This is a genomic window from Pseudomonas sp. FG29, from assembly GCF_057809355.1.
Map to the genome: position 1 here is coordinate 1 of NZ_JBMDJU010000045.1, position 15,369 is coordinate 15,369.

General features: G+C 64.1%; 14 protein-coding genes and 2 pseudogenes. 9 read left to right on the forward strand and 7 right to left on the reverse strand.

Features of this window, described 5'->3' with window-relative positions; translation table 11 throughout:
* Positions 1-260: 260 nt before the first annotated feature.
* Positions 261-1,124, reverse strand: coding sequence for a LysR family transcriptional regulator (locus ACODS1_RS23815; RefSeq protein WP_489087594.1), 864 nt, complete (start codon positions 1,122-1,124; stop codon positions 261-263).
* Between the two features lie 93 nt (positions 1,125-1,217).
* Here ACODS1_RS23815 and ACODS1_RS23820 point away from each other — a divergent pair, with 93 nt between their 5' ends.
* The 9 genes and pseudogenes from ACODS1_RS23820 to ACODS1_RS23860 all read left to right on the forward strand — a co-directional run.
* Positions 1,218-1,955 carry a CTP synthase C-terminal region-related (seleno)protein gene (locus tag ACODS1_RS23820; protein WP_322979206.1) on the forward strand — a complete coding sequence of 246 codons (738 nt, stop codon included), beginning with the start codon at positions 1,218-1,220 and terminating at the stop codon, positions 1,953-1,955.
* Positions 1,952-2,278, forward strand: a complete 327-nt coding sequence (locus ACODS1_RS23825; protein WP_489087595.1) for an antibiotic biosynthesis monooxygenase family protein — start codon at positions 1,952-1,954, stop codon at positions 2,276-2,278. The genes ACODS1_RS23820 and ACODS1_RS23825 overlap by 4 nt, the downstream gene beginning before the upstream one ends.
* Before the next feature lie 234 nt (positions 2,279-2,512).
* The gene (gene hppD, locus ACODS1_RS23830; RefSeq protein ID WP_489087596.1) at positions 2,513-3,595 is read left to right on the forward strand and encodes a 4-hydroxyphenylpyruvate dioxygenase; all 1,083 of its coding nucleotides are present in this window, start codon (positions 2,513-2,515) and stop codon (positions 3,593-3,595) included.
* 4 nt (positions 3,596-3,599) lie between these two features.
* On the forward strand, positions 3,600-4,739 hold the full coding sequence (locus ACODS1_RS23835; RefSeq protein WP_489087597.1) for a homogentisate 1,2-dioxygenase: 1,140 nt from the start codon (positions 3,600-3,602) through the stop codon (positions 4,737-4,739).
* Between the two features lie 143 nt (positions 4,740-4,882).
* On the forward strand, positions 4,883-5,863 hold the full coding sequence (locus tag ACODS1_RS23840; protein WP_489087598.1) for a fumarylacetoacetate hydrolase family protein: 981 nt from the start codon (positions 4,883-4,885) through the stop codon (positions 5,861-5,863).
* Positions 5,864-5,929: 66 nt separating this feature from the next.
* Positions 5,930-6,580: a maleylacetoacetate isomerase gene (gene maiA, locus ACODS1_RS23845; protein WP_489087599.1), complete on the forward strand. Its 651-nt coding sequence runs from the start codon at positions 5,930-5,932 to the stop codon at positions 6,578-6,580.
* A gap of 90 nt (positions 6,581-6,670) precedes the next feature.
* Positions 6,671-8,131 carry a sodium-dependent transporter gene (locus tag ACODS1_RS23850; RefSeq protein ID WP_489087600.1) on the forward strand — a complete coding sequence of 487 codons (1,461 nt, stop codon included), beginning with the start codon at positions 6,671-6,673 and terminating at the stop codon, positions 8,129-8,131.
* Between the two features lie 447 nt (positions 8,132-8,578).
* Positions 8,579-9,583: pseudogene (locus ACODS1_RS23855) on the forward strand (HAMP domain-containing protein); the annotation flags it as partial.
* A 258-nt stretch (positions 9,584-9,841) separates the two neighbouring features.
* Positions 9,842-10,441: pseudogene (locus tag ACODS1_RS23860) on the forward strand (methyl-accepting chemotaxis protein); the annotation flags it as partial.
* A gap of 3 nt (positions 10,442-10,444) precedes the next feature.
* Here ACODS1_RS23860 and ACODS1_RS23865 read toward each other — a convergent pair.
* The 6 genes from ACODS1_RS23865 to ACODS1_RS23890 form a co-directional block, all read right to left on the reverse strand.
* A complete protein-coding gene (locus ACODS1_RS23865) occupies positions 10,445-11,218 on the reverse strand; it encodes an SDR family oxidoreductase (protein ID WP_489087601.1) in 774 nt (257 codons plus the stop codon).
* A gap of 149 nt (positions 11,219-11,367) precedes the next feature.
* Positions 11,368-12,069, reverse strand: coding sequence for a tRNA (N6-threonylcarbamoyladenosine(37)-N6)-methyltransferase TrmO (tsaA, locus tag ACODS1_RS23870; RefSeq protein WP_489087602.1), 702 nt, complete (start codon positions 12,067-12,069; stop codon positions 11,368-11,370).
* Positions 12,070-12,079: 10 nt separating this feature from the next.
* Positions 12,080-12,286, reverse strand: coding sequence for a hypothetical protein (locus ACODS1_RS23875; protein WP_489087603.1), 207 nt, complete (start codon positions 12,284-12,286; stop codon positions 12,080-12,082).
* A 115-nt stretch (positions 12,287-12,401) separates the two neighbouring features.
* Complete coding sequence (locus ACODS1_RS23880) at positions 12,402-13,112, reverse strand: RNA pseudouridine synthase (RefSeq protein ID WP_489087604.1); 711 nt, start codon at positions 13,110-13,112, stop codon at positions 12,402-12,404.
* A 102-nt stretch (positions 13,113-13,214) separates the two neighbouring features.
* Positions 13,215-14,537: a 30S ribosomal protein S12 methylthiotransferase RimO gene (rimO, locus tag ACODS1_RS23885; protein ID WP_489087605.1), complete on the reverse strand. Its 1,323-nt coding sequence runs from the start codon at positions 14,535-14,537 to the stop codon at positions 13,215-13,217.
* Positions 14,538-14,634: 97 nt separating this feature from the next.
* Positions 14,635-15,183, reverse strand: a complete 549-nt coding sequence (locus ACODS1_RS23890; RefSeq protein ID WP_489087606.1) for a cytochrome b — start codon at positions 15,181-15,183, stop codon at positions 14,635-14,637.
* Positions 15,184-15,369 lie beyond the last annotated feature (186 nt).

The window sequence follows — 15,369 nt, forward strand, 5'->3', positions numbered from 1 at the left end:
GCCACAAATGGGTGGCGGGTTGCACCCGCCCTACGGTTCTACGCCCCTGCCCGTTAGGAGCGCTATGCGCTTTTGCGCAACCCATGCCCCCGGATTGCATCCGGGCTACAGAACCTTCTGGCCTGTCGCGGCTAAAGCCCCCCTACGCGGCATGACAGGTTGCTCCGCGCCTGTGGGAGTTCAGTGTAGGGCGGGTGCAACCCGCCATAAATGAGTGACGGGTTGCACCCGCCCTACGGATCCGTGGGCAAGGCTTTGCCTCAGCCGTTGCTCATCAAGGCTTCGCTCAATTCCTCGAACAGGGTCTGCACCGAGCGCAGGGCGCGGCAGTCGGGGCGGGTCAGCAGCCAGAGTTCGGTGTCGCAGCCTGGCAAGGGGGCGCTCAGCGCACGTAGATCCGGCTGGCTGCGCAGGATGAAGTCGGGCAGGGCGGCCACGCCGAGCCCGGCGCGGGTCAGTTGCGCCACGGCGTACATGCTGCTGCAGCGGTAGCTGGGCATGACTCCCGGCAGATCATGCAGACGCCAGAGCACCGTGGCGTGATCCGGCATCGACTCGTCCGGGGCGATCCAGCTCTGTCGCGCCAGGTCGCTGCGATCCTGGCCATCGTCACGCGCGCACACCACGTAGGACACCTTGGCCAGGCGACGGCCGACCAGATGCTCAGGCGGCTGGTTGGTCAGGCGCAGGGCCAGGTCGGCGTCGCGCCGGCTGAGGTTGGCGAAGTCGTTGGAGGTGACCACTTCCAGCGACAACGCCGGATAGTTGGGCATGAAGCGCGCCAGCGCCGGCAGCAGCAGGCTGCTCAGCACCGCGTCGGTACAGGTCAGGCGCACCGTGCCGCTGACCACCTGCTTGCCTTGTTCCAGCGCCACGCGTGCGGCATCCAGCGCCTGTTCGGCGCGTTCGGCCTGTTCGGCCAGGGCGCGCGCCGTTTCGCTGGGCTCGTAGCCACGCCGGCTTTTCTCGAACAGCGCCACGCCCAGGGCGGCCTCGAGGCGACGCACGGCGCGAAATACCGTGGAAACGTCTACCTGGAGCAGCTCGGCCGCTCGTGCCAGTGAGCGGCCGCGCACCAGGGCGAGTACCAGGGAAAGGTCGGTGTGATCGATCTGATATTGCACGGCTGCAATCTCTGCTTGTCAGTACGCCAATTATTATTGCGCGAGCGCCATCTTATAGTGCCAGGCAGACCGCCATGCAAGAGGGGCAAAATCATGTACAGCAAGTGTCGAGTCAAGGTCGCCCTGGTGGGCGACTACAGTGCAGCCATCACCGCACACCGTGCCATTCCCGAGGCGCTGCGCCTGGCTGGGGAAGCGCTGGGGGTCGCGGTCGAATACGACTGGCTGGCCACGGAGCGCATTCTCGATGACGCGACCTTGCTGGCCTATGACGGTATCTGGTGCGTGCCGGGCAGCCCCTACGTCGCCACCGAGGGTGCGCTGCGCGCGATCCGTTTTGCCCGCGAGCAGGGCGTTCCCTTTCTGGGCACTTGTGGTGGCTTCCAGCATGCGCTGCTGGAATACGCCCGCAATCAGCTGGGGTGGACGGATGCCGAACATGCCGAGCTGTCGCCCCAGGCGCAAACGCCGCTGATCGCGCCGCTGGCCTGTGCCCTGCAGGATGTCAGCGAGCGTGTGCACCTGGTATCGGGCTCGCGTATCGCCGAGCTGTACGGGGTACGCGAGATCAGCGAGCAGTACCTCTGCCGCTATGGTCTCGACGATGCCTTCGTCGAGCCGCTGATGGCCCAGGCGCTGAAGGCTTCCGGGCATGACGAGGCAGGTGCCGTGCGTGCCATCGAGCTGGACGACCACCCCTTCTTCATCGCCACTCTGTTCCAGCCCGAGCGCGCTGCGCTGGAAGGGCGCCTGCCGCCAGTGGTCGCCGGCCTGGTCGGTGCCTGCGCGGTGCAATCGGTGCATGAAGCGCAGCAGGAAGCGGTGGCATGATCGCCGCAACGCCCAAGCCACCTTATTACGTGGTGATGTTCACCTCGATACGCACCGAGGTCGATGCCGGCTACGCCGAGGCGGCGCAGCGCAGGCTGGAGTTGGCCGCGCAGCAGCCGGGCTTTCTCGGCGTGGAGTCGGCGCGCAGTGATGGCCTGGGCATCACCCTGTCCTATTGGCAGAGCGAGGAGGCCATTCGCGCCTGGCGCGAGCATGCCGAACACAGTGCCGTTCGCGAACAGGGGCGCGCCGACTGGTATGCCGCTTTCACCACCCGGGTGGCCAAAGTCGAGCGGGCTTACGCTTTCGAACGCCCGGCGTGAGGGAGTGTGGCAAGTCGATCAACCATGATGTAAGGAAAATTTTACGGTTGGTCGGATTAGTCATCACCAGCCAGTAGCTTACCGGTGGGTGTAAATAAAAATTGCCACTGCTGGCCTCGGCCGCTGTGGCAGGGTGTCGTAAGCCATCTTGAGTGTGCTTCTGCGCTCGGTTGTCATGAGGTTGTCCGCAACGCATTCGTGCGGCTGCCATAACAATGACAATCAGGAGGCGAGATGACCGCCGTGGCCAAGATCGAGCAGCACAACCCCATCGGAACCGACGGTTTCGAGTTCGTCGAATTCACCGCACCGAGTGCCGAAGGTATCGAGCAACTGCGCCAGTTGTTCACCGCCATGGGCTTCACCGAAACTGCCAAGCACCGCTCGAAAGAGGTGTGGCTATTCCAGCAGAACGATATCAATATCGTGCTCAACGGCAGCCCTACCGGCCATGTGCGCGCCTTCGGCGAGAAGCATGGGCCCAGCGCCTGCGCCATGGCCTTCCGGGTCAAGAATGCGGCCCAGGCAGCCGCCTACGTCGAGCAGCAGGGCGCCACGCTGGTGGGCAGCCATGCCAACTTTGGCGAGCTGAACATTCCCTGCGTCGAGGGCATCGGCGGCTCTCTGCTCTATCTGGTCGACCGCTATGGTGACAAGAGCATCTATGACGTCGACTTCGAGTACATCGCAGGCCGCAGCGCTAATGACAACTCCGTGGGTCTGCAGTGCATCGACCACCTGACCCACAACGTGCGTCGCGGGCAGATGGACGTCTGGTCCGGCTTCTACGAGCGCATCGCCAACTTCCGCGAAATCCGCTACTTCGATATCGAAGGCAAGCTCACCGGCCTGTTTTCCCGGGCCATGACCGCGCCCTGCGGCAAGATCCGCATCCCGATCAACGAGTCGGCCGATGACAAGTCGCAGATCGAGGAATTCATCCGCGAATACCACGGCGAAGGCATCCAGCACATCGCCCTGTCCACCGACGACATCTACGCCACCGTGCGCCAGTTGCGCGCCAACGGCGTGGACTTCATGACCACCCCGGGCACCTACTACGAGAAGGTCGATAGCCGCGTCGCTGGGCATGGTGAGCCGACCGATGTGCTGCGCGAACTGAATATCCTGATCGATGGCGCGCCTGGCGATGACGGCATTCTGCTGCAGATCTTCACCAACACGGTGATCGGCCCGATCTTCTTCGAGATCATCCAGCGCAAGGGCAATCAGGGTTTTGGCGAGGGCAATTTCAAGGCGTTGTTCGAATCCATCGAGGAAGACCAGCTGCGTCGCGGCGTGATCGCCGAGGAGTGATGCCATGAGCCGCCAATGGATCCACTTTCCCCTGCGTGAGGGCGAGTGCTCGCGTCAGGCGCACTGCGACCTGCCGCAGGGCACCTACGAGCGCGAGATGGGCCGTGAGGGCTTCTTCGGCCCCACCGCGCACCTTCACCACAAGCATCCGCCTACCGGCTGGATCGACTGGGAAGGTCCGCTGCGCCCGCATGCCTTCAACTTCAACGACATTCCCAGCGAGCGCGACTGCCCGCTGGCGGCGCCGCTGACGCTGCACAACGCCGACGTCAAGTTGCGCGTCTGGCGCACTCACGGCGCCATGCGCCATCTGGTACGCAATGCCGATGGCGACGAGCTGCTGTTCGTGCATGAAGGCAGCGGGCATTTCTATTGCGACTTCGGCCATCTGGAGTACCGCGACGGCGACTACCTGCTGATCCCGCGCGGTACCGCCTGGCGTATCGAGGCCAGCACGCCGAGCTACTTCCTGCTGATCGAGAACACCGACGGCGCTTATCAGTTGCCGGACAAGGGCCTTCTCGGACCGCAGGCGATCTTCGACCTGGCGGTGCTAGAGCATCCGCATATCGACGAGGCCTTCAAGGCGCAGCAGGACGAGAATACCTGGCAGATCCGCATCAAGCGGCGCGGCCAGATCAGCACCGTAACCTATCCCTACAACCCGCTGGACGTGGTCGGCTGGCACGGCGACAACACCGTGGTGCGTCTGAACTGGCGCGACATTCGCCCATTGATCAGTCATCGCTACCACCTGCCGCCGTCGGTGCATACCACCTTCGTCGCCAATGGCTTCGTCATCTGCACCTTCACCCCGCGCCCGGTGGAGTCCGACCCCGGCGCGCTCAAGGTGCCGTTCTTCCATAACAACGACGACTACGACGAAGTGCTGTTCTACCACCGTGGCAACTTCTTCAGCCGCGACAACATCGAGCAGGGCATGGTCACCCTGCACCCGTGCGGCTTCCCCCATGGGCCACACCCCAAGGCGCTGAAGAAGAGCCAGGAGGATCCGGCCACCTTCATCGACGAGGTGGCGGTGATGATCGACACCCGCCGCGCCTTGGAAGTGAGCGATGCCGCTGCTGCGGTGGACGTGGCTGAGTACGTCAATTCCTGGCGTGCGCCGGGTACACAAGCTTAAGGGTGGGCACCAATCGTTCCCTCTCCCCTCGGGGAGAGGGTTAGGGAGAGGGGACTTACAACACACCCTCTCCCCCGGCCCCTCTCTCACAAGTGGGAGAGGGGAGAACAGCCCGCACGCGAACAGACGAATAGGGAGGAACCATGAAACTCGCATCACTGAATCAAGGCCGCGATGGCGTGCTGATCGTCGTTTCCCGCGACCTGAGCCGCGCCGTGCGCGTGCCACAAATCGCCGCCACCCTGCAGGCCGCGCTGGACGACTGGGCCGTTGCTCGGCCGAAACTGGAAGCGGTCTATCAACGTCTCAACGACGACTTGGAAGAGGGCGCGTTCGCCTTCGATCAGGCTGTCTGTCACAGCCCCTTGCCACGCGCCTACCACTGGGCCGACGGCAGCGCCTACGTCAACCACGTCGAACTGGTGCGCAAGGCGCGCGGCGCCGAGATGCCGGAAAGCTTCTGGCATGACCCGCTGATGTACCAGGGTGGCGCCGATGCCTTTATCCCGCCGCACGCGCCGATCCGACTGGCAGACGAAGCCTGGGGCATCGATCTGGAAGCCGAGCTGGCAGTGATCACCGACGACGTGCCGATGGGCGCCACGCCAGCCGAAGCGGCCAGGCATATCCGCCTGCTGATGCTGGTCAACGACGTGTCGCTGCGCAACCTGATCCCCGGCGAGCTGGCCAAGGGCTTTGGTTTCTACCAGAGCAAGCCGTCGTCGAGCTTCTCCCCGGTGGCCATCACCCCGGACGAACTGGGCGAAAGCTGGAAAGACGGCAAGGTGCACCGGCCGCTGGTGTCGCATATCAACGGCGAGCTGTTCGGCCAGCCGAACGCCGGTGTGGACATGACCTTCAATTTCCCGACCCTGGTGGCCCACGCCGCCAAGACCCGGCCGCTGGGTGCCGGCACCATCATCGGTTCGGGCACGGTGTCGAACTACGACCGCAGCGCGGGCTCCAGTTGCCTGGCGGAGAAACGCATGCTGGAGATCGTCGAGTCGGGCGAGGCGAAAACGCCGTTTCTGAAATTCGGCGACCGGGTGCGCATCGAGATGTTCGATGCGTCTGGCCAGAGCATCTTCGGCGCCATCGACCAGGTGGTGGAGAAATATGAGTAGCCCGGATGAAATCCGGGAAATTCCCAGGCCAGCCCCGGATTGCATCCGGGCTACGGGGGATGATCGATGCTGAAGCTCTACGGATACTGGCGCTCCAGTGCCGCCTATCGTGTGCGTATCGCCCTCAACCTCAAGGGCCTGGCCTTTGAGTCGGTACCGGTGCATCTGGTCAAGGATGGGGGGCAGCAGCACGGCGCCGACTACCGCTCGCTGAACCCGCAGGGCCTGTTGCCGCTGCTGGTGGATGAGGAAAACGGCGGCGTGCGCATCGCTCAGTCACTGGCGATCATCGAGTACCTTGAAGAGATCTTCCCGCTGCCGGCGCTGTTGCCGGGTGATCCGGCCGAGCGCGCCCAGGTACGGGCGCTGGCGCTGCATCTTGCCTGCGACGTGCACCCGCTGAACAACCTGCGCGTGCTGCAGTACCTGAGCGGTGAGCTGGGCGTCTCCGACGACGCGAAGAACGCCTGGTACCGGCACTGGGTCGCGCTCGGCCTGGCGGCGGTGGAGGAGGGTCTGGCTGCATTCGACGGGCGCTTGTCGCTCGGCGAACGCCCTGGATATCTGGAGGCCTGCCTGATCCCACAGCTGTATAATGCGCGCCGTTTTAACTGTGACCTTGCCGCGTACCCACGCATTGTCGCCATGGCGGCGCGCTGTGAACCCCTGGAGGCCTTCCGACTGGCCGCACCGGAGGTACAAGCCGACGCTCAGTGACACCTTCGGCTTCATCCAAGCCTTGCATTCCGCTGCGCCACAAGTGCGGCGGGTTCGATTCCGTCACAGATAAAAACAAACAGGTGACGCATGACCCGTGAAAAACCCAAGAACCTCTGGCTCTCGCGCTGGGGTTTCATCCTCGCTGCAACCGGCTCGGCCGTCGGCCTGGGCAATATCTGGAAATTCCCCTACATCACCGGCGAATACGGCGGCGGCGCCTTCGTGCTGATGTACCTGGCGTGCATCCTGGCCATCGGTATTCCGGTGATGATGACCGAGATCGCCATCGGCCGCCGTGGCCGTGGCAGCCCCATCGATGCCATCAGCCGGGTGGTGCGCGAGAATGGCGGCAACCCGCTGTGGAAGGCGGTTGGCGGGATGGCCATGCTCGCCGGTTTCATGATCCTGTGCTTCTACGTGGTCGTTGCCGGTTGGGCCTTCGCCTATACGTGGAAGATGCTCGACGGCTCGCTGGCCGCCACCAGCGTCGAAGCACTCGGTGGCGTGTTCGAGGCGCACAACGCCAACCCCTGGCAACTGGGCGGCTGGAGCGTGTTGGTGGCGTTGCTGACCTTGTGGATCGTGGCCAAGGGTGTGCAGCAGGGCATCGAGAACGCGGTGCGCTGGATGATGCCGGGCCTGGCCCTGATGCTCGTCGCGCTGGTCGGCTATGCCTTCACCAGCGGCAGCTTCGATGCCGGTTTCGCCTTCCTCTTCCATTTCGATGCCTCGAAGATCACCGGCGAGGCGCTGCTGGCGGCGCTGGGGCATGCCTTCTTCACCCTCAGCCTGGCCTCGGGCGCCATTCTCACCTATGGCTCCTACCTGCCCGATGGCCAGTCCATCGCCCGCACCACCTTCATGGTCGCCATCTGCGACACCCTGGTGGCGCTGCTCGCCGGCCTGGCGATCTTCCCGATCATCTTCGCCAACGGCATGAGCCCGAGCGCCGGGCCGGGGCTGATTTTCATGAGCCTGCCGTTGGCCTTCCAGCAGATGCCGTTCGGCACCGTGTTCGGCGTGTTGTTCTTCGCCATGGTGTCGATCGCCGCGCTGACCTCGGCGATCTCCATGATCGAAGCCACCGTGGCTTACCTGAACGAGAAGCACGGCATCAGCCGTTTGCGCGCGGCAATCGGTGCTGGCGCGGTGCTGCTGGTGATCAGCCTGCTGGCCATGCTGTCGTTCAACCTGCTGGCGGGCTGGACGCCGCTGGGCAAGAACTTCTTCGACTGGCTCGATTACCTGACCTCGCGCTGGATGATGCCGCTCGGGGGCATCTTCATGGTGGTGCTGGCTGGGTATGCACTGCGCTGCGACATCCTGCGCGAAGAACTGAACCTGCCGCCGGCCGGCTATGCCCTGTGGCTGTTCATGGTGCGTTATGTCAGCCCGGTGCTGATCCTGGTGGTGTTCCTCCATGCGCTGGGCTGGCTGATGTTCGACCCGGTGGCGCAGTGGTACTGGATAGCCGGCGCCATGGGCCTGCTGGCAATTGTCGGTGAGCTGGCGCGGCCTCGCGTGGTGAGCGTTCTGGCCAGTCGCTGAGCCGTAATGCATGTCCGCTCAAGGCGCAGCTTCGGCTGCGCCTTTTGCGTTTGATGAGGAGCTGGCGGCAAACCGCCAGTGCGGCGCCCGGTTTGAGCGGATTATTGCCGTTGCTTCCGGGCGAGCGCCCGATACTGTCTATAGTTCCTGAACCTCTCTGGCCAAATGCCTGCATCAAGCACTGGGGCTTCGCTGCCGATAGCCTTCACGTAGCCAGGCTATCGCTGGCAAGGCCAGCTCAGCTGCTGGGAGTACCTGTTCTGGCCAGCCTGGGCCTGGCACAGGGGTTGCCTTGTTTACCGGTCAAGTCGCGCCCAAGAGCGCGTTCGAATAAGAAGAATCCTGGAGTGCCTTATGTTCGAATCTGCCGGACGCCTGTTGGCCAACCTTTCCGTTGGCAAAAAATTGATCTGTGGCTTTGGCCTGGTGTTGCTGCTGACAGCGGCGATGACGGGTATCGGTTTTCTCGCCGTGCAAGCCGTCCTCCTCGGTCATAAACAGGTAGGGGAGTTGGCCGAGATCAATATGGAGGTGCTTCAGGCTCGCCGTCTGGAGCGCAACTTCGCCATCGAGCAGACCCCTGAGAGCGCGGCGCGAGTGCGCGAAAGCCTGAATAAGGTGCTGGCCTCCCTGGAGCAATTCGGCCAGGCCACCGGCCTGGCCGATGGCGAGCGCATCCGTACCATGCAGCAGGCCGTTGCTGAGTACATGAAGCAGTTCGACAGCTATGTCGACCTGCAGGACAAGGCGCGTTCGGCCCGTCAGGACATGAGCACCGCAGCGGGGGAAACGCGCGATCAATTCGAGGTGATCGAACTGGACATGTACGACGCCGTCCGCGAGCTGCGCCTGCAGGGCGACCGACTGCGTGGCAGCGATCCGCTCACCCTGGCCGAGACCGCATCCGGCCTGAGCAAGCGCATGCTCGACCTGCGCAGCCAGGAGAACCTGTACATCATCGATGGCTCGGCCGAGGCCCCGGAAGAGTGGAACTACATCAGCGAAGACCTGCAGACCGTGGCGCGCAGCCTGATGGTCTGGCTGAACGACGAACAGAAAGCCTCGATCGAAAAAGCCTTGCAGGCACTGACGGTCTATCAGCGCTCCTTCCAGTACTACCAGCAGTTGCGTGAGCAGAACAAATCGACGGAAAGCGCCATGATCGAGCGTGCGCGTTCGGTCATCAGCCTGGCCAAGGCCGCTCAGACCAGCGCCGATGAGGCCATGATCGCCGATAGTCACCGCGCGCAACTGATGCTCGGGGTAATGGGCGCGGCGGCTATCGTGCTCGGCCTCTGCGCGGCGCTGCTGATCACCCGCCTGATCGTCGTGCCCCTGCGCCAGACCGTGGGTTTTGCCGAGCGCATCGCCGCCGGCGACCTCAGCCAGGACATTCCGCAGAACCGCCGCGATGAGCTGGGGCAATTGCTCGCTGCCATGCAGGGCATGACCAGCAGCCTGCGTACGCTGGTCGGGCGTATTGGTGGTGGTGTCGGGCAGATCGCGGCCGCCGCCGAGCAGCTGTCCAGCATCACCGCGCAGACCAGTGCCGGAGTGCAGACGCAGAAACTGGAAACCGAGCAGACCGCCACTGCCATGCACCAGATGGCCGCCACCGTGCAGGAGGTGGCGCAGAACGCCGAGATGGCCTCGCACGCCGCGCAGGATGCCGACCGTGAGGCGCAGCAGGGCAATCGCGTCGTGCAGCAGGCGGTGGATCAGGTCGACAGTCTGGCGGCCGAGGTGGAGCAGTCAGCCGAAGCCATTGCCGCGCTGGATCGCGAGAGTGGTCGCATCAGCAGTGTGCTGGAGGTGATTCGCGGCGTCGCCGAACAGACCAACCTGCTCGCCCTCAATGCCGCCATCGAAGCGGCGCGAGCCGGCGAGCAGGGGCGTGGTTTCGCCGTCGTGGCCGATGAGGTGCGGGCACTGGCCAAGCGCGCCCAGGACAGCACCGAAGAAATCGAGGGCCTGATCGCGGGCTTGCAGCGCATGGCCAAAGGCGCGGTGCAGCAGATGGACAGCAGCCGCGAGCTGACCCGGCGTACCGTCGAGCTGGCCGGGCAGGCGGGGGATGCGCTGGGCCGTATCACCCAGGCCGTCAGCACCATCGAGCAGATGAACCAGCAGATCGCCGCAGCTGCCGAGGAGCAGAGTGCGGTGGCCGAGGCGATCAACGAGAGCGTGACGCGCGTGCGCGACATCGGTGAGCAGAGCGCAGCGGCCAGCCAGCAGACGGCGGCGTCCAGCGCCGAGCTGGCGCGCCTGGGTGGCGAGTTGCAGGGCCTGGTGCGGCAGTTCCGCACCTGATCCTCAGCCCAGGTGGAAGCCCCCGTCGATGGGGATGATGGCGCCGGTCATGTAGGCACCGGCGCTGCCCGCCAGGCTCAGCGCCAGTGCGGCCATTTCCTCTTCACGGCCCCAGCGCTTCATCGGGATCACCGCCGTATCGGCGGCCAGCGCCGCTTCATCCTCGGCGATGAAGCGGGTCATTTTGCTCGGGAAGCGCCCTGGCGCGATCACATTGACGTTGATGTGCTCACCCACCAGCTCCTTGGCCAGCATGCGTGACAGCTGGTGCAGCGCGGCTTTGCTCGGGCCATAGGCGTAGGCCTGTTCGCCCATGGCGCTGATGCCGGCCACCGAGCCGATGTTGATCACTCGCGCCGGGCAGTCCGCCGAACCAGCCTTGCGCAGCAGCGGCAGCAGTTGCTGGATGCAGCCGAACACCGAGGTGACGTTGAGCTGCATGACTTTTTCGAAGCCCTTGGCCGGGTAACTTTCCAGCGGCGCACCCCAGGTGGTGCCGGCGTTGTTGACCAGAATATCCAGCTTGTCGATGCGCCCGTTCAGTTCGGCAGCCAGTGCCTGTACGCCTTCCTCGCTGGAGAGGTTGGCGGCCATCCCGGTGCACTGGCCCAGGGCTGATAGTTCGGCGGCAGTCTGCGCGCAGGCTTCGCCATCACGGGCGCAGACATAGACGTGGGCGCCGGCTTCGACGAAGGCCTTGGCGATCATCAGGCCGATGCCACGGGTACCACCGGTGACCAGGGCGGTGCGCCCGGCAAGGGAAAAGTAGGGATGCATGCAATGGCCTCGCTGAGTGATGAGGCCTTCACCCTAGAGGCTGGCTGTCGGGAAAGCAGGCATCATTGCCGGCCGAAATGACACCTCATGCGTTTTTCTGGTCGCGGTTAAAGCCCCTCCCACGCAATCAGAACTCTGTGGGAGGGGCTTCAGCCGCGACCCGCCATCTGCACATCCAGCACGCGAATACGCGCCGGCTCCGGGTAATGCCAGTGCACGTCGAGATCCCAGAAGCGCGCGCCATAGCGCCGTTCGGGTTGTGGTTGCTGATAAGCCGGGCGCGGATCCTGCGCCAGACACTGTTCGATCAGCGCCACCAGGGGTTCACCCAGACGCTGTCCGTGGCTTCGAGCGGCTGCCAGGGCGTCGTCCTGCCAGTCCACCGGAATCAGCGGTGGCGGTGCGTCAGCCATGCCGTTGTGCGCATCCGCCACGCTGTCGGCGTAAGGCACGTAGGGCTTGATGTCGAGTACTGGGGTGCCATCGAGGAGGTCGATGCCCGACAGATGCAGGCGGCCCGGTTCCACGCGTTCCAGGCGTACCACCGACTGGCCGATGCCGTTGGGACGATGGGTGGCACGGGTGCTGAATACGCCGACGGATTGGTTACCGCCCAGACGCGGAGGGCGCACCTTCAGGCGTGGCTTGTCTTCCAGTGCCTGGTGGAAAAGGAACAGCAACCAGACGTGGCTGACCTGTTCCAGACCCTGCACGGCTTCGCCCTGATCGAACGGCGGCAGCAGTTCCAGCACGCCGCGTGCGGCCGGAGCCAGGTGTGGCTGACGGGGGATGGCGAACTTTTCCTTGAAGCAGGAACGGACGATACCGACCGGAGAAACCTGATGCTGCATGCTGACCTGCTTAGCGACGGTTGACCGGCGCGCCGTATGCTTCCCGGCAGCCGGCGTCGCGGAAGGGACCGGTAAAACGCTCCCAGCCGTCGCCTGGGCTGGTCTGGGCGCAGGTCAGGTGGCCGTCGACCTTGCTCTGCCAGAGAAAGAAGGGCGCAGGCGCGGCGAAGCCGGGCAGGCTGAGCGCGAGCAGGGCAGTGAGTAACAGCGTACGCATGGGGGCTCCTGTGCGGATAGCGTCTAGGGCGGGTGTAACCCGACGGATAGGCTATGGCGGGTTGCACCCGCCCTACGGCTAAGGCATTTAGAGGCTTAGCCTACTACAGCCCGCTTCAGAAGCGTTCCTTCTCGCCCAGGTAGCGCCACTGTCCGGCTGGCAGTTTGGCCATCGGCACGCCGCCGACGCGGATGCGCCTCATCGCCTTGATATGCAGGCCCAGCGCCTTGCAGAGCTGTTGCAGCAGATCGGGAGCGGGGTTCTTCAGGGCGAAGCGCAGGCGCTGCTCGCTCTGCCAACTGGCCTTGCACGGCGGAAACTGCGTGCCCTTGTGGATCAAGCCCTTCTTCAGCCGTTCGAAGATGCTGGCCGGCAGTTCGCCGGTGACATCGACCAGATACTCCTGTTCCAGCTTGGCGCCGTCCTCGCGCAGCTTGCGCTGGGCGCGCCAGTCCTGGCTGAGGATCACCAGGCCGCTGGCGCCGTGCTGCAGTGGCAGGCTCTGCTCCTGGCGCAGGAAATGGCCATGCAGGATGCGTTGCGCATGCGGGTCTTCTTCCCAGTGGTGCTCGCGCATTAGCAGATGCTGCAGCTGTGCAGCGCTGGTGCCCGCCGGGCAGTGCACCAGCAGCGTCACGGGCTCTACCGCTTCAAGCGTGGCATCGGGGTGCAGCTCGACGCGCTGATCCTCGACCTTGAACTGCGGCGCCTCGACTACCTGACCGTCTACCGTCACCCAGCCGCCAGTGATGTACAGATCGGCCTCGCGGCGCGAGCAGCCGAAGAGTTCGATGACGCGTTTGGACAGGCGGGTGGGTTCGCTCATGGTGGTGCTCGATAAAAAGAAGGGCATTGTACCGGCAAGGCGCCGGGGTGGCCGGAAAGAAAAAGCCCCGCGTACGGCGGGGCTCTTCAGGCGGGCGTTGGATCAGACCAACTCGCCCCACATATCGTACTCGTCGGCATCGACGATGCGCACGCGCACCTTGTCGCCCGGCTTGACGTTGGTGGAGTCGATGAACACGCTGCCGTCGATCTCCGGGGCATCGGCCCAAGAGCGCGCCACGGCGCCTTCGCCGTCCACTTCGTCGACCAGCACGTCCATCTCCAGGCCGATCTTGGCCTGTAGGCGCGCGGAGCTGATAGCCTGCTGGTGCGCCATGAAGCGCTCCCAACGCTCCTGCTTGACGTCGTCAGGCACCACGTCCAGGCCCAGGTCATTGGCGGGGGCGCCTTCTACTGGCGAGTACTGGAAGCAGCCAACGCGGTCGAGCTGCGCTTCGGTCAGCCAGTCCAGCAGGTACTGGAAGTCTTCTTCGGTCTCGCCGGGGAAGCCGACGATGAAGGTGGAGCGAATGGTCAGCTCAGGGCAGATCTCGCGCCACTTCTTGATGCGTGCCAGGGTCTTGTCTTCGAAAGCCGGGCGCTTCATCGACTTGAGCACTTTTGGGCTGGCGTGCTGGAAGGGGATGTCCAGATACGGCAGCAGCTTGCCAGCCGCCATCAGCGGGATCACGTCATCGACGTTGGGGTAGGGGTAGACGTAGTGCAGGCGCACCCACACGCCCATCGACGACAGCGCCTCGCACAGTTCGAGCATGCGTGTTTTCACAGGCTGGCCGTTCCAGAAGTCGAGCTTGTACTTCAGATCGACGCCGTAGGCGCTGGTGTCCTGGCTGATCACCAGCAGTTCTTTCACGCCGGCCTTGACCAGGCGCTCGGCTTCGCTGAGCACATCGCCCACCGGGCGGCTGACCAGCTTGCCGCGCATGGATGGGATGATGCAGAAGCTGCAGGTATGGTTGCAGCCTTCGGAAATCTTCAAATAAGCGTAGTGGCGTGGGGTCAGCTTGATGCCCTGCGGCGGCACCAGGTCGATCAGCGGGTTGTGCTCGGTCTTCGGCGGGATGACCTCGTGCACCGCATTGACCACCTGCTCGTACTGCTGCGGGCCGGTGACGGCCAGCACGCTCGGGTGCACGTCGCGGATGCTGTCTTCTGCCACGCCCATGCAGCCGGTGACGATCACCTTGCCGTTTTCCGCCAGGGCTTCACCGATGGCGTCCAGCGACTCGGCCTTGGCGCTGTCGATGAAGCCGCAGGTGTTGACCACCACCACGTCGGCATCCTGGTAGGTCGGTACGATCTCGTAACCTTCCATGCGCAGTTGGGTCAGGATGCGTTCGGAGTCGACGGTCGCTTTCGGGCATCCGAGCGAGACGAAGCCGACTTTCGGGGTGGCGGTGGACATGCGGGCTAACCTCTAACGGGCGCCTTGTGGGCGCCTCTGATCAAAAAGTGCGCAATTCTAGCGGCGGATCGGGCACTTGACCAGAGGCGCTTTCACCTCAATTACGCCCGGGCAGCATGCGCGTCAGGGTGTTATCGCGTACGACGTAATGGTGATACAGCCCTGCGACTGCGTGCAGGCCGATCAGCCAGTAACCGGCGCTGCCCGCCAGCTCGTGCAGTTCCTTGATTTGCCCAGCCAGTGCCTTGTCCGGGCCGATCAGCGCCGGCAGCTCCAGGCCGAAGAAGGGGATGGGCTTGCCGGCGGCGCTGAGGATCAGCCAGCCGGCCAATGGCGCGCCAATCATCAGGGCATACAGCGCCAGGTGCATCAGCTTGGCGATCAGGTGCTGCCAGCTCGGTGGTGCGGGCTCGATGGCCGGAGTAGGGCTGAGGGCGCGTGCCAGCAAACGTAGCCAGACCAGAGCGAATACGCTCAGGCCAAGCATGAAGTGCCATTGCTTGAGCAACTCACGGGTGTCGCTGCCCTTGGGAAAATTGCCCTTGAGTTCGATGCAGGCGTAAACGGCGGCGATCAGGATCAGCATCAGCCAGTGCAGGCCAATGGACAGGCTTCCATAGCGTGGTGGGGTGATCTTCCAGTTCATACAGGCTTCCTCGGTCAATGTCCTGCATCTGCGGCAGGTACTCCAAGGATAGGCCGGTCTGGCTTAAGCGAAGCTGAGGAAGATCAATAGCCGGAAACGAAAAAGGCCACTCGATTGAGTGGCCTTTTTCTGAAGGTGGTTGCGGGAGCAGGATTTGAACCTACGACCTTCGGGTTATGAGCCCGA